The sequence below is a fragment of the Pseudomonas sp. RT6P73 genome, from assembly GCF_054897715.1.
The window spans coordinates 977,594-991,229 of sequence record NZ_JBUBUV010000002.1 but is presented as its reverse complement, the minus strand read 5'-3'; the positions used below and the strand labels follow the sequence as shown (position 1 = coordinate 991,229).

The window sequence follows — 13,636 nt, the reverse complement described above, 5'->3', positions numbered from 1 at the left end:
CCTACATGAACAAACCTGAATTCTGTCCGGCCTGCGGCGCCTCCAACGCTTGCACCCTGGCCGACCCGCGAACCGTTGATCAAGCGTGCTGGTGCTTTGGTGTCAGTATCGACCCGGCGGTGCTCGAAGCGCTGCCGGCCGAACTGCGCGACAAATCCTGCTTGTGCCCGCGTTGTGCCGAGGTCGAGGCGCAGCTATAAGCAAGCGTCCCGCCGATCACGTAAGATACGCGCCCCTTTTCCAACTGAACCCCAGCCATGCGCGTTGACCGTTTCCTCAGCAACCTGCCGCGCTTCAACCGTAAGCAGGTGCGCCTGTTGCTGGTGGAAAAGCGCGTACGGGTCGACGGAAAAATCGTCAGCGACCCGCATGCCGAGGTACTGGAATTCAGCCGAGTCGAAGTTGATGACGAAGTGCTGCAAGTCGGCAAGCCCGCACGCTACTTCATGCTGCACAAACCGCCCGGCTGCGTCAGCGCCACCCGCGACCCGGCGCACCCGACCGTACTCGACCTGATCCATGAGCCGGACCGCGATGACTTGCACATCGCCGGTCGCCTGGATTTCAACACCACCGGCCTGATGCTGATCACCAACGACGGTAGCTGGTCGCGGCGCCTGACCCAACCGCAGACCAAACTGCCCAAGGTCTATTACGTCGAGACCGAGCAGGAGATTGGCCCGGAATACGCATTGAAATTCACTGAAGGGTTGTACTTCGCTTTCGAAGACCTCACCACGCAACCGGCCGAGCTGATCGTGCTAGGGCCGACATCGGCGCGTCTGAGCATCGTCGAGGGCCGTTATCACCAGGTGAAGCGAATGTTCGGCCACTTCGACAACAAGGTGCTGCGCCTGCACCGCGAACGCATGGGCCCGCTGGTGCTCGACAGTGCGCTGAAACCGGGCGAGTACCGGGCATTACGCACCGAAGAGATCCATTTGATCTAAGCAGCCTACCGCTGAGCAGAAGTTGTCGAACAATTTACGAAAGGCACTTGCGCGATCACGTGACCCCTGCTTGAATCAGGACGTCGGCCGAAATGTGACCGATGAGTCACAACATACTTCAAAGTAACTTTTTGCCGGTTAGAGAACCCTCAGGTTCCGCCTCAGACCGACAGACTGCCCGCCAATAATAATACCCGTCGACCTGCTGTACGGATCGACATGGGCCTCCAAATTCAAGGCGTATGCCTACCTGTCACAAAGCTCGTGCAATCTCATTTGCGCGCATACCCGCTTGCTTGGAGTCTGATGACATGAGGCCAGAAATCGCTGTGCTGGATATACAGGGTCAGTATCGGGTTTACACGGAGTTCTATCGCGCAGACGCCGCAGAGAAGACCATTATTCTGGTCAACGGCTCGATGGCCACGACTGCGTCGTTTGCACAAACCGTGAAAAATCTTCATCCACAGTTCAATGTGGTCTGCTACGACCAACCTTACGCGGGCAAGTCAAAAGCCCACAACCTGCATGAGAAATTGCTGACCAAGGAAGTCGAAGGGCAGATCCTCCTGGAGCTGATCGACCACTTCGGCGCCGAACACGTGCTGTCGTTTTCCTGGGGTGGCGCCGCAACCCTGGTCGCCCTGGCCCAACAGCCACGGCGCATCGAAAAAGCCGTGATCAGTTCGTTCTCCCCGGAGATCAACGCGCACATGCTCGACTACCTCGAGCGCGGCGTTGACTACCTCGGCAGCCGTGACGGCGACCGGGTCGGCAACCTGGTCAACAGCACCATCGGCAAACACCTGCCGACGCTGTTCAAGCGCTTCAACTATCGCCATGTCAGCAGCCTGGCCGAGCATGAATACGGGCAGATGCACTTCCACATCAGCGATCTGCTTAACAGCGATCGCCAGTGCTTCCTCAAAGCCGCAGAGAAAATCAACGTGCCAGTGCTGTTCATGAACGGCGAATGGGACGAATACACCGCCGCCGATGGCGCCCGGTTGTTCGCCAACCACGTGCAAAACGCCACCTTCAGCACCCTTCAGGCCACCGGCCACTTTCTCGACATGGAGCACAAAGCTGCCTGCCGAGACAGCCGCGACGCGTTGCTGGGCTTCCTGAAACCGGCACAACACGCAAGCCGACCGCGCTACCACTACGTCCAGGACCAACATGCACTGGCCATCTGAAACAGCGTCGTCGCGAGCAAGCCCCGCCTTACAGTGTTAAACGCATTCCTGTAGGAGCGAGGCTTGCCCGCGAACGACCGTTCACCTGCGCTAAACGCATCGCGCGCAAAGAAAAACTTCATTTCCACGCGCACATCTGGTACAAAGTCAGCCGCTCTGAGCGGGTGTCGTATAATGGCATTACTCCAGCTTCCCAAGCTGATAACGAGGGTTCGATTCCCTTCACCCGCTCCAATCGAATTTTGGTCTCACGTGGTGTTTTGACGGGGGATGCAGGTAAAAAAAACCGGCCTTGATGGCCGGTTTTTTTGTGTCTGGGATTTGTGTTTCATCGCGAAAATTAACGTTTTCGCACAAAAATGGTGTTTTTGTTAGCGTTTTACTTGCCCCGGTAACGGAATTGTCGGCACCCGTTGCCCAAGATGAACAGATCAACGCGGAGACCGTGGAATGAACCGTAAGCTAATTCTCAACCAAGAAGACCTGAACGCTGCATTTGCTCGTGTGGAGAAGCTGTGGGGGCAGGCATTGGGTCGCGTGAAGGTGAAGATCTGGAAACTCTGGCGCTGCTCATCGAAAAGTACGAAGACGAGCATCACCCGATGCCGCCGTCCGATCCGATTGAGGCTCTTAAATTCCGTGTGCATCAGCAAGGCCTGGCTCGTTGAGAACAGGATTTAGTAAACCGCTGATTTTTTCATCCTGAATGATCAATCAACTCCTGCCATCACCTGTCGAAAACCCATTCGCTAGTGGCACGAAAGTGGCCAATTATCGAAAAGGCAAGGTCCTACACTACGGTGGGAATTGTCCGTAGACTTGCGCATTGCTGCGCTGTTGTCACGAGGCCTATAGTCCGTTCCGCGCCCAAATGGCGTATTGGGTTTGGCGACTCGATGACAACGATTCAGAAGCACTCCGAGCTTTTTCGGAGCTTTTTCTGACTGCACTTTACTGCGCTTTTTTTGGTAGCTGTGCGTGGGAGACTTTCGGGTCTGCCGGTTTCACCGTTGTCCGGTTCGCCAACCCGCGTACAGCTGCCACCCTAATTGTTTGGCGACGATTGAGTGGCAGGTCTTCCACCTACTAACGGTAACTACTCATGAACGAATACATGGCTTTAACCAGTAACGCCGACGACCTTCCCTCCCTGTTCGTCAACACCACCCAACCGCTGCATTCCCTGCTCAGCACCGCCAGCTACAGAATCCGGGCTGTCACGCAGCTTCTTGAAAACCTCGCGATGCGAGGCGACATTACGTCTGACGCGGTGATCCTCAGCGACTTTGCATTGCTGTGCTGCGTGCCTTTGCGCGACGGTTGTGATGTGCTGGACGTCATCGCTCGACGCATGGATGCGGAATAGTTTTGACGTGAGATTAGGGCGCCTTTTGGGCGTCCTTTGCGTTTATAGCGCCAGCAACTGGTCTAAGGGAGGGCAGTGAATATGCTTTATCCGATTGCAATTTCAATGGGCGATGACAAGCATGCATGGGGTGTGGAAATCCCGGATGTCCCAGGTTGTTTTTCGGCGGGGAAAGATCTGGACGATGCGATGGCCATGGCGCGTGAAGCCATTGAGGGGCATTTCGAAATACTGGATGAAAACGGCTTGCCGATTCCACCTGCCGGCAAAGTCACCCTGCATAGAGCGAATCCGAAGTACGCGGGATGTGTCTGGGAAGTGGTGGAGATCAACTTGACCAAGTACTTCGCGAAACCTACTAGCATCGACGTATGAGGCAGCTATGGATTGCAAATTCCGATCAGTTCAGCCGCAACCCTGTGGGAGCGAGCTTGCTCGCGATAGCGGACTGGCAGTCAATACAGCTGTTGAATGTTAAACCGTCATCGCGAGCAAGCTCGCTCCCACATAGATTGCGGTGTTCCGCCAATTATCTGTTCGGCATTAACCGTATAGCCGCTTTTTTGAAATGAACCTCGCTTACAAATCCCCAACGCTCATCCCGTTTCCCCTACCCGCTGAACCCGCTAGCATTTCCCTATCTTCAACCACCCTCCCCCCTGCGCGGCCATCGACGAAGACGCGTCATCACTCTCCGAGGGAACCCAATCGGCCGCACATCAGGTGCCGCCCATGAACGATCTCAACAGAGCCTTCCAAACATGACTCAAAACATCTACGACGACCCGGAATTTTTCGAGGGCTACAGCCAGATTGCCCGTTCCATCGGCGGTCTCGACGCAGCGCCCGAATGGCCTTCGCTCAAAGCAATGCTGCCTCTCATGAAAGGCCTGAAGGTGGTCGACCTAGGCTGCGGTTACGGGTGGTTCTGTCGCTGGGCCAGTGAACACGGTGCCGATAGTGTGCTCGGTCTGGACGTTTCGGAAAAAATGCTGGAGCAGGCACGCAGGACGACGTCGCAAACCAATATCCAATACGCCCGTGCCGACCTGGAACAACTCGATCTGCCCGCAGCCAGTTTTGATCTGGCATACAGCTCTCTGGCGCTGCACTACATCAAAGATCTTCCAGGTCTGTTCGCCAAAATCCACGCAGCCCTTAAACCCGGTTCACGCTTCGTATTTTCCATCGAACACCCAATCTTCATGGCCCCGCGTAATCCGGGCTGGCTGATTGATAGCGAAGGGAACAAACGCTGGCCGGTGGACAGTTATCAAATGGAAGGCGAGCGGGTGACGAACTGGCTGGCCGAAGGCGTGATCAAGCAGCACCGCACTATCGGCACGTTGCTCAATTCGCTGATTGGCGCAGGTTTCAGCATCCAGCAGGTCAACGAATGGGGCCCGACCGATGCTGAGGTGGCGGTACAACCGGCCCTGGCCGAAGAGCGGGAGCGGCCGATGATGATGCTGGTCGGCGTTCAGCGCTGAGGGCGACGCCGGGTATTCGTAATGTTTGCGTATGGATTCCTGCAAGCCAGTAAAGAAACAGTAGCGCTGCGTGGGACCTGACCACAGAACCTTTATTGTGTCAGCTCACACATCGCCAAGAGATCAACATGGACAATTCAGAGTTGGGGATCATGATCATTACGATGATCGGGTTGTTCGGCTTTGCTTCGTTTATTTTTGAGTACCTGAGTGCCAGGCGAAGGGACAGATAACGCTCAGCGTGATCCGTCCCTTTTTGCATTAACGCGTCGCGACGATAAACAACCGCGGAAACGGTAACAGCACCGAACCATCGCTCAGTGCCGGATAAGCCTGCTCGATGGCGGCGTGATACTGCTCGAGGTATTGCGCTTTTTCCTCGTCATCCAGCGCTTCGAGAAACGGCCGCAAGCCGCTGCCCTTGAACCACTCGACCACGCCCGACGCACCGCCCGCGAGCGGGTGATGGTAGGTGGTGCGCCACACGTCGACCCGCGCACAATGCGGTCGCAGCATCGAGTAGTACTCGCTGGCGCTCGCCATTTCCGTGCGTTGACCGGCGGCGTCCGCCAACTTGCTGGCCCACGGCCCATCGGCAGCGACTTCGCGCATCAGGCGATGGGACGGCTCGTTGAGATTGTCAGGCATCTGAATGGCTAGGCTGCCGCCTTGGGTCAGTCGGGCGGCCAGCGAAGGCAATAACGTCGCGTGATCGGGCACCCACTGCAACACCGCGTTGGCAAAAATCACATCGAACGGACCCGTTTCGTTCCAGGTATCGATGTCAGCCGTGTCGAATTGCAACTGCGGCAAGCGCTTGCGGGCGGCCTCGATCATATCGGTCGAACTGTCCAGGCCACGCACCGTGGCATCGGCGAAGCGCTCCACCAGCAACTCGGTCGAATTGCCGGGACCGCAACCGATGTCGATGGCTGAGCGCGCGTCCACCGGCGGGATCGCCGCGAGCAAGTCACGGGCCGGGCGGGTGCGTTCATCTTCAAAAGCGACGTATTGTTTGGCGGACCAACTCATTGCGTTCTCCTGTCGGTGCGTTGTTGTGGGCAGCGGCGCACAAGCGGTTCGCTACGATACCCCGACCGGTGCGCCCTGCCCTATCCGACCTATGGCGAAAGATGTCAGTTGACCCCCTCATCGAGTGAAACAGCAAAATTTGCCCCCCTTTCCAGCCATGCTCCTGCCTGGCCCACTGATCTTGTAGCAGGTCATTTCTGTCTATTGCCTGAACTTGCATCACTTGGCGTCGGTGGAGCAAAGCGGTTTTGAATGAGCTGTTTTTTATCGCCAAATCATCGGAAGTCATAACTATATCGACCGCTCGTCGAACATGCAGTCCAGCAATTTTGACAGCCTCTGTTTCGCATCTATAGTCCTAATCGCGGCCGTCGGAAGGAACCCGACTTATCAGTTTGCACGCAGGGAGCAAGGCCAACTTATCTCCCGTGATCGGTGGGTTCCGCCCGTAGTGTTTTCGCAACGGCCGCAAGGCAAGCAAGCGATGCTGTGCCTGGAAAGATGCCAGGCGCTCACTATGAACAAGGAGCTTTACTATGTCTCGAGTCACGGATGTTCTTGTTTCAATCGACACTGAAACCATTCTGAAAAACTACCCAAACATCAGCAAAAATCCCGACTCGCCGACGTTAATCGACGTCAACCATGTGTACATGGTGACCAACCGGGACAACGTGATAAATGGCCAGGCCGGTGGTGAACTGAATTTGAAAGCTCAGGTGGGCGACCTGATTCGCTGGCGTGAAACCAGCCTTTCGCAGAGCTTCGAGACAGCAGTGATTTTCTACAAATTCATTGGCAACGTCGGCAACGAATTGATATCTACACCCACGCCACGTAAGGCTACAGCCTGCGTTGCCGTTCCCAACACCAGCAAGCCGTCGGTGCCGAGCTGCCAGAAAGTCGATAACCATTACTGGTCTTCCGAAACCCTGTCGTGCGGCAGCGTGACCTACCACTTCCACTTCCTGATCGTGGATCGCGATTGCAAGATTGTCGGCTGCTGTTCGTGGGATCCGTTCATTACCATCCGTAACTGACGATGGTCTGGCCCCTTGGCAACGAGGGGTCTGCCGAGTTCGTTGCCGCCTCGACAGGAACAGGATGTCTTGCATGAACCGAAGCGGCTACCGTTTTGCGTCAACATCATGAAAGGAATCCATGATGACTTCCGAACCGATCAAATCCCCTTCGTCCAGTGTTGCGACCGCCCACAATGTGTTGCTGGTTGTCGATGCCGAGTCTCTGCTTTCACGCTATCCAGAACCCAGTCTTGAGCCCGAAAATCCGACGTCTATTGCCGACGGCTTCATCTTCGCCATCAACGGATCTACGACGCCACAAAGTACAATAAATGACAGCTCAATTACGCTAACCCTCGGCACCGGATCGACTTTCCATATTCGCAGCAGAACCGTCAGCTTGCTCGCTGAACACAGCGTGATGTTTTACGGGATGTCGGTAGGCGATGCCGGCGTACTTTCGACGCCTGAATTGTTGGTGAAGGAAAACCTGACCGTGCCTGCGCCCGATCCTGAAAATCCGACCGAACCGGGCAGCCACACGGCCGATGATCATTATTGGCAGTGCACGCAATTGGGCGCGGGGGTTGAGGCGTGTGAGCTGAACTTCATGCTGATTGATAAAAGCTGCGAGGCGTTGGGGTACTTCCGCTGGGCAGTTGATGTGAAGTTGACGGACTGACCCCGTATCAGGATTTTTCCTGTCAGATAAGTCGAAGCGATCGGTAGCCGCTGGCGAAGCCTGCGTTCGGCTGCGCAGCAGTCGTAAAACCTGAATTTGTGGTTTTCCTGAAACACCGCACTGTTTGACTTCACGACTGCTGCGCAGCCGAACGCAGGCTTCGCCAGCTGCTACAAAATTCCGTCGAGACTAAATGTAAGTAGAATTTTCATCCCGCCCGCGCTGTCACAAATTCAGGCGCATCCCTATAAGGAACACGGCAATGAAATTCGCAAAAATCTCGCAGAAACTCGCCCTCTGGGCCGGCAGTCCCAAGACGTTCATGGGGGCTCTGATTCTGATTGCGCTATGGGGAATGAGCGGGCCGATTTTTGATTACAACGACACTTGGCAACTGATCATCAACACCTCAACCACCATCATCACGTTCCTGATGGTGTTCCTGATCCAGAACACGCAAAACCGCGACACCGACATCCTGCACTTGAAAATCGATGAGTTGCTGCGGGTGAACAAGGAGGCGCAGAACGCGATGCTGGGGCTTGAGGCACTGGACCTCAAGCAACTCGAGGCGCTGCGTAAACACTATCGCGCTATGGGCGAAAAAGACGTGCATGGCCTGGCGGGGCTGGCGGCTTCGAACAAGCGCAAACAGGATTTGAATGAGTGCTGAGCACAAACAAAACGGCGCGTGATGTGAATCACGCGCCGTTTGCTTTGAACGTCGTCAAACGCAATTGTTATCGACCGGCTTGAAGTGCCCTGGCCATCTGCAGATGGTTTTGCAATTTTGGCAGTGTTTCTTCAGCGAAAGCTTTGATTTCCGGCACGTCGGTGGTCTGTGCGGTTTGCTGAAGTTGCTCGATGGCTTCCTGGGTGGTTTTCACCTGACTGGCGGCGTAGGCCTGGTCGAAAGTCGCGCCGTCCTTCACTTCCGGCATCAAGGCTTTGGCCTTGTCGACCACTTCTTCCCGTGGTGCAACCGGCAAATCCAGTTGTTTGGCGATCTTCGCCAAATGCTGATTGGCGGTCGTACGGTCATTGATGACCACGATGGTGTAGTCCTTGACCTCTTTGGATTCGGTTTTCTGATGCGCCAGTCGACTGGCTTCGATGTCGGCCATGCCTTTGGCCGACGCATCGTTGATGAATTCGGCGGGCGACTGGGCGAAGGCACTGTTGGCAAACAGGCCCAGCAACGTGACAAAACTGGCAGTGCGTAATCGGGTGGCCATCCGGCTCATGGTCGCGCCCTCCTTCTGAAAAAATTCAAGCGGGAGCTTTCGCCCCCGCCTCTCAATCAAAACTACCTTGCGACTACTTCGACTTCTGATCACCTTTGCGGCCCATATCGGGCTTAACAGGCTCTTTATCGACAGTCGTAGTGGTAGTTTTCCCACCTTTGCGACCGGCTTCAGACGCCTTGGTTCGATCGTTGGCGAAGTTTCCCGAGTTCGAGTTTCTTGAATTAGGCATGATTCTCTACCTCTTGGTGATGATCGCGGCGAGCAGGAGCCCGCATAGAATCTGAATTTCGATCCCCACAAAGGTTTAGAAAAGTTGAAATCGTCGCGACGAACGGTGGCAGATTTTTCAGGCCCCGAGGCGCTGGTGATGTTGGCGCTTGGCGGCGTACATGGCCTCATCGGCATGCCGGAACAGCTGCTTTTCTTCGGTGCCGTGCTCGGGGTAATGCGCGACGCCGATACTCGGCTGAATGTTCACGCTATGCCCGTCCAGGCGCAGGGGTTGAGCCAGAACCTGACGGATTTTTCCCGCCACGCGCTCAGCGTCTTCCGACGCGTGGATGCTGTGCAACAACACCACGAATTCATCCCCACCGATGCGCGCTACCGTGTCGGTCTCGCGCACGCAGCCCTTGAGCCGATTGGCGACCACTTGCAACAGCATGTCGCCGACCGCATGACCGTGGGTGTCGTTGACTTCCTTGAAGCGGTCGAGGTCGACGTACAACAGCGCCATTCGTCCGGAGTCTGCGCGGGCCAGCGCCAGAGAGTCTTTGAGCCGGTCGCGCAGCAACTCCCGGTTGGGCAGTTGAGTCAGTTGGTCGTATTGGGCCATGCGTTGCAATCGGGCATGCAATTGCTTGCGCTCGATCGCGGTCGCGACCTGGGCGCAGACGTATTGCAGCAATTCCTTGTCTTGCTCGGTGTAACGCTCGCCACCGGGTACGCTTTTGACGATCAGCGCGCCGATGGTGCCGTTTTGCGAGTTCAACGGCACACCCAGCCAGCAAGGCGAATCCGGCCCGGCGACCAGCGCTTCAAAACCTTCTGGCGGAGTGTCCTGGTCCGGGGTCAGCAAAATCGGCTGGCCGCTGCGAATCACTTCGGCGCAGAGGCGTCCGGTCATGGTTCCGGGCTGCTCGGGTTGCAGTTCGTGGTCGTCGACGTGATAGGGGAAATTCAGCTGTGCGCAGTGTTCATCGTACAGCGCCACGGAGAAATTCAGCGCCGGCAGCCATTCGCCGATGATCAAATGAATACGCTTGAACAACGCCAGCAAATCTTCCGCTGCATGGGCCGCTTCGGAGATCGCATACAACGCCGCTTGCCGTGACTCGGCCTGCTTGCGCTCGGTGATGTCCCGGGCCACGGCGATGCGCAGTTGATCGACTTCAGACCAGCGCGCCGACCACAGGATATGCACCACCGCCCCGTCCTTGCGCAGGTAGCGGTTCTCGAAGTTGAGCTTGGGTTCGCCGCCCATGATCTCGCGTGCGGCGTCGAGGGTGCGCTGCCGGTCAGCGGGATGCACCAGATCGATCATCGGCTGGCCGATCAGTTCGTCGGGGGTGTAGCCGAAAATACGCTCGCAGGCCGCGCTGACAAATACGAAGCGACCTTGTTTATCCACCGCACAGACGGCGTCCAGCAAGAGATCGATGTAGCTCGCCAACGGCGCGGAATTTCTGGTTGCCATGGTGCGTTGAGGGTGTCCGGACAATGCAGCAAAAAAGAACCCTCCCTGACCGATCAGTACAACTGACGCATCCGTGCGCTCAAGCCTTGTTCGTCACCAGCCCCGGCAGTGCATGAGCGAGGGCGTTAATGGCAAAACCGATAAACATCACTCCGCACAACCGGGTGATCGCCAGTTCATGGCGTTGATACAAGGTGCGAACCTGCCGTGCACCAACAATGCCAATGAGGATAGCGTAGGCCATGAGGCCACCGATAAAGCTCAGGGCAATCAACCACGGCAACATTGACCAGTGCAGCAATTCCGCGCGGCTGGACAGCAGCGCAGTGAACGTCGCCACTGCCACGGGGTAAGCCTTCGGATTGGTCAGGCCGAACAGAATGCCGTGCCAAAAGGGCTGGCGAGCCGGGCCTTGAGGGGCATCAGCACTGCTGCGCTTCGCCCGTATGGCGCGCAAACCGAGCCAAAACAGGTACAGACCGCTGAGCACGCCCAACACATCGAACGCCGTGCTGCCGATTTCCCGTGCGCCAACAATGGCGATCAACGCCGTGCTGCACCAGACCACATCCCCCAGCAAATGCCCGCAGAGAAACCCCGCCCCTGCTCGTCGACCCCGCGCCGCGCCGATCCCGAACACCGCCAATACGCCCGGCCCCGGTGTGATGCCGTAAATAAAACCCGAGGCGAGAACGGCCATGAGCAGCGATGGGGTCATGGGAAATCCTTTTGAACTATTTGGTGAATGGGCGCAAGTCTATATCAGGTCCCGGGAATTTCGACTGACTGATCGTCGAAGAACTTCATCCCCGCATACGGCCGCTCGCGACAGGCTGCCAGCCGCGACGCCAGGTCGCCGACGTGGGCTTCGAGCTTGTGGCCGTCCGGGTCGAGGAAATAGAAGGACGCGCCTTCGCTGTGGTTGTCGCGCCATTCTTGTACGTTGGCGGACCGCAGGTGTTCGACGAACACGGGGAAATCCGTTGCGCTGATAGTGAAGGCGTAGTGCGTGTAGTCGGCGACAGGGGCCGGATTGCGCAGCGGGTCAACGGACAGACAAAGCCACAATCCCGGTAATGAAAGGTAGGCGCCGGTGTTCCATGAAGCTTCGAGGCGCAGCTGCAGCAGATCTCGATAGAACGCCACGCTGCGGTTCAGGTCTGTGACAGCGAGGGTCAGGTGGTTGAGGCTGGTAAGCATATTGTCAGTAATCTTTGCGCTCTTCAGGCACGACGTAGTGTTCGCTATCCTAGCTCAGCGTGACCTGTTTTTTCAGGTCGCTGGTTTTGGAAACACATAAACGATTTCAGCAGCGCACGATCCCCGGATCGAAGTATCCGAAACGCCAATTGTTACGCCAGACGAACGGGCTAGCATCTCCCCCTGTACGACGATGTAGTATGTTGTATTACAAACCACTACATCGAGACCGCCATGTCCGTCATGTCTTTGCGCTTGCCAGACGAAATCGCCGATACCCTCTCCAATCTTTCCAAAGCCACTGGCCGTAGCAAGTCATTTCTTGCCCTGGATGCACTGCGTGAATACCTCGCCCGGGAAGCCTGGCAAATCGAGGAAATTCAAAAAGCTCTGCAGGAAGCCGACGCAGGAGACTTCGCATCACCCGAGGAAGTAAACGCAATCGCCGATAAGTGGAGTGCCAATGCGCATTGAGTGGTTGCGTACCGCATTGAAAAATCTGGATGAGGAAGCCGCTTATATAGCAATTGAGAATCCGAAAGCCGCAGCAGACTTCGTCCAAGCTATCCTCGCCAGCGTCGATCACCTTGCTCGTTTCCCGGCAACCGGCCGCGAAGGCCGTTTGCCCGGCACCCGCGAATGGGTCTTGCCAGATCAACCTTATCTGATTCCCTATCGGGTTCGCCAAGGACGCCTTCAGGTATTAAGGGTCTTCCATACCAGACGTCTTCCGCCTGCCAATTGGTAAACACTTCAAAAATCAGGGCTCTGGATAGAACGTCATTCTTGCCTAATCCCCTCCCCAATCCGCCCATTCAACCAGTTCAACGCCTGATCCCCACCCCGCCGCTTGTGCCAGACCAACACAAACGTAAACGACGGAATATGAAACGGCGGCGGAACGACGATCAACGAGCGTTCATCAATCTCGCGCAGCCCACGTGAAGCAACGGTGAGAATCAGGTCCGTGTCGCTGATGAACTCCGGGGCAACGCTCCAGTGCGGCAGGCTGATCGCGACGCGACGGCGCTCACGCAGTGCCGTCAGGGCTCGCTCGATTTCCGGGGTGCCGCTGCCGCGCATTTCCAGCAGGACGTGTGGCCGGGCGAGGTAGGTCGGTAAGTCGAGTACGCCATTGGCGGGCAAGCTGTTGCGGTCCAGGAGGCAGGCGTAGTGTTCTTCGAACAGCGGGGTGCTGCGCAGTTCGTTGGGCAACTCCGGAAATACCCCGACTGCAACGTCGATGTCGCCGTTGAGTACTGCGTCGAGCATGCTTTCGCGGCTGGCGTGGCTGATTTGCAGGTCGATGCCCGGCGCTTCCCGGCGCAACGTCCGAACCAGCCCTGGCAGGACGATGGCGGCGCCGTAGTCGGACATCGCCAGACGAAACGTGCGCTTGGCCGTGGCCGGGTCGAAGGCGTTCGGCGCCAGCAGTGATTGCACTTGCGCAAGTGCTTCGGCCAAGGGTGCGATCAACTCCAGGGCTCGCGGGGTGGGCACGAGCGTGGCGCCAGCGCGTACCAGCAGCGGATCGCCAAGCAGATCGCGCAATCGCCCCAGGGCGTGACTGACCGCGGGCTGACTCAGGTGCAGACGCTGCGCCGCCCGCGTGACGTGCTGCTCGCTGAGCAACGCGTCGAGGATCACCAGCAAGTTGAGGTCGATACGCCGAAGATCATTCATCTGATGCATGTTCTGCATAGCAATTTGGAATTTAAATCTGCGCGACGAATACTCTAGAGTCCAGCAAAACCT

At 56.9% G+C, this 13,636-nt stretch carries 17 protein-coding genes, 1 tRNA gene and 2 pseudogenes; 13 read left to right on the top strand and 7 right to left on the bottom strand.

What is annotated here, in order from left to right; genetic code table 11:
• Positions 1-5 precede the first annotated feature (5 nt).
• The 8 genes and pseudogenes from ACYZT6_RS05025 to ACYZT6_RS04990 all read left to right on the top strand — a co-directional run bounded on the left by ACYZT6_RS05025 (position 6) and on the right by ACYZT6_RS04990 (position 5,002).
• The gene (locus tag ACYZT6_RS05025) at positions 6-200 is read left to right on the top strand and encodes a cysteine-rich CWC family protein (protein WP_461957603.1); all 195 of its coding nucleotides are present in this window, start codon (positions 6-8) and stop codon (positions 198-200) included.
• 57 nt (positions 201-257) lie between these two features.
• Positions 258-950, top strand: coding sequence for a pseudouridine synthase (locus ACYZT6_RS05020; protein ID WP_462025977.1), 693 nt, complete (start codon positions 258-260; stop codon positions 948-950).
• Positions 951-1,261: 311 nt separating this feature from the next.
• Complete coding sequence (locus ACYZT6_RS05015) at positions 1,262-2,146, top strand: alpha/beta fold hydrolase (RefSeq protein ID WP_131063203.1); 885 nt, start codon at positions 1,262-1,264, stop codon at positions 2,144-2,146.
• Between the two features lie 160 nt (positions 2,147-2,306).
• A tRNA-Gly gene (locus tag ACYZT6_RS05010) sits at positions 2,307-2,380 on the top strand.
• 216 nt (positions 2,381-2,596) lie between these two features.
• Positions 2,597-2,805 (top strand): annotated as a pseudogene (locus tag ACYZT6_RS05005) (helix-turn-helix domain-containing protein); the annotation flags it as partial.
• 443 nt (positions 2,806-3,248) lie between these two features.
• Positions 3,249-3,512, top strand: coding sequence for a short-chain dehydrogenase (locus ACYZT6_RS05000; protein ID WP_438660528.1), 264 nt, complete (start codon positions 3,249-3,251; stop codon positions 3,510-3,512).
• An 81-nt stretch (positions 3,513-3,593) separates the two neighbouring features.
• Positions 3,594-3,884, top strand: a pseudogene (locus ACYZT6_RS04995) (type II toxin-antitoxin system HicB family antitoxin); the annotation flags it as partial.
• Between the two features lie 389 nt (positions 3,885-4,273).
• Positions 4,274-5,002 carry a class I SAM-dependent methyltransferase gene (locus ACYZT6_RS04990; RefSeq protein ID WP_462025976.1) on the top strand — a complete coding sequence of 243 codons (729 nt, stop codon included), beginning with the start codon at positions 4,274-4,276 and terminating at the stop codon, positions 5,000-5,002.
• Between the two features lie 261 nt (positions 5,003-5,263).
• Here ACYZT6_RS04990 and tam read toward each other — a convergent pair whose 3' ends face one another.
• On the bottom strand, positions 5,264-6,034 hold the full coding sequence (tam, locus tag ACYZT6_RS04985) for a trans-aconitate 2-methyltransferase (protein WP_462025975.1): 771 nt from the start codon (positions 6,032-6,034) through the stop codon (positions 5,264-5,266).
• 536 nt (positions 6,035-6,570) lie between these two features.
• Between tam and ACYZT6_RS04980 the strand changes: the two genes are divergently transcribed.
• The 3 genes from ACYZT6_RS04980 (at position 6,571) to ACYZT6_RS04970 (ending at position 8,411) form a co-directional block, all read left to right on the top strand.
• A complete protein-coding gene (locus ACYZT6_RS04980; protein ID WP_462025974.1) occupies positions 6,571-7,074 on the top strand; it encodes an inclusion body family protein in 504 nt (167 codons plus the stop codon).
• A gap of 124 nt (positions 7,075-7,198) precedes the next feature.
• Positions 7,199-7,738 (top strand): AidA/PixA family protein, encoded by a 540-nt coding sequence (locus ACYZT6_RS04975; RefSeq protein WP_462025973.1) that lies wholly within the window; start codon positions 7,199-7,201, stop codon positions 7,736-7,738.
• 262 nt (positions 7,739-8,000) lie between these two features.
• The gene (locus ACYZT6_RS04970; protein ID WP_462025972.1) at positions 8,001-8,411 is read left to right on the top strand and encodes a low affinity iron permease family protein; all 411 of its coding nucleotides are present in this window, start codon (positions 8,001-8,003) and stop codon (positions 8,409-8,411) included.
• A gap of 67 nt (positions 8,412-8,478) precedes the next feature.
• On the opposite strand, the gene ACYZT6_RS04965 is transcribed toward ACYZT6_RS04970, so the two are convergent.
• From ACYZT6_RS04965 to fos, 5 genes are all read right to left on the bottom strand, one after another.
• Entirely contained in the window at positions 8,479-8,982 is a 504-nt protein-coding gene (locus tag ACYZT6_RS04965) for a DUF4142 domain-containing protein (protein ID WP_462025971.1), read from the bottom strand.
• A gap of 73 nt (positions 8,983-9,055) precedes the next feature.
• Positions 9,056-9,214 carry a KGG domain-containing protein gene (locus ACYZT6_RS04960; protein ID WP_462025970.1) on the bottom strand — a complete coding sequence of 53 codons (159 nt, stop codon included), beginning with the start codon at positions 9,212-9,214 and terminating at the stop codon, positions 9,056-9,058.
• A gap of 117 nt (positions 9,215-9,331) precedes the next feature.
• Positions 9,332-10,681, bottom strand: coding sequence for a sensor domain-containing protein (locus ACYZT6_RS04955; RefSeq protein WP_462025969.1), 1,350 nt, complete (start codon positions 10,679-10,681; stop codon positions 9,332-9,334).
• A gap of 79 nt (positions 10,682-10,760) precedes the next feature.
• Positions 10,761-11,399, bottom strand: a complete 639-nt coding sequence (locus ACYZT6_RS04950; RefSeq protein WP_462025968.1) for a LysE family translocator — start codon at positions 11,397-11,399, stop codon at positions 10,761-10,763.
• 44 nt (positions 11,400-11,443) lie between these two features.
• Positions 11,444-11,881, bottom strand: a complete 438-nt coding sequence (fos, locus tag ACYZT6_RS04945) for a fosfomycin resistance glutathione transferase (RefSeq protein ID WP_462025967.1) — start codon at positions 11,879-11,881, stop codon at positions 11,444-11,446.
• A 234-nt stretch (positions 11,882-12,115) separates the two neighbouring features.
• Between fos and ACYZT6_RS04940 the strand changes: the two genes are divergently transcribed.
• Together ACYZT6_RS04940 and ACYZT6_RS04935 are read left to right on the top strand one after the other, a co-directional pair.
• Entirely contained in the window at positions 12,116-12,355 is a 240-nt protein-coding gene (locus ACYZT6_RS04940) for a CopG family ribbon-helix-helix protein (protein ID WP_462025966.1), read from the top strand.
• The gene (locus ACYZT6_RS04935) at positions 12,345-12,629 is read left to right on the top strand and encodes a type II toxin-antitoxin system RelE/ParE family toxin (RefSeq protein WP_462025965.1); all 285 of its coding nucleotides are present in this window, start codon (positions 12,345-12,347) and stop codon (positions 12,627-12,629) included. Before ACYZT6_RS04940 ends, ACYZT6_RS04935 begins: the two co-directional genes overlap by 11 nt.
• Before the next feature lie 32 nt (positions 12,630-12,661).
• Here the strand turns inward: ACYZT6_RS04935 and ACYZT6_RS04930 are convergent, their stop codons facing one another.
• Positions 12,662-13,573, bottom strand: a complete 912-nt coding sequence (locus ACYZT6_RS04930; protein ID WP_462025964.1) for a LysR substrate-binding domain-containing protein — start codon at positions 13,571-13,573, stop codon at positions 12,662-12,664.
• Positions 13,574-13,636: the final 63 nt, after the last annotated feature.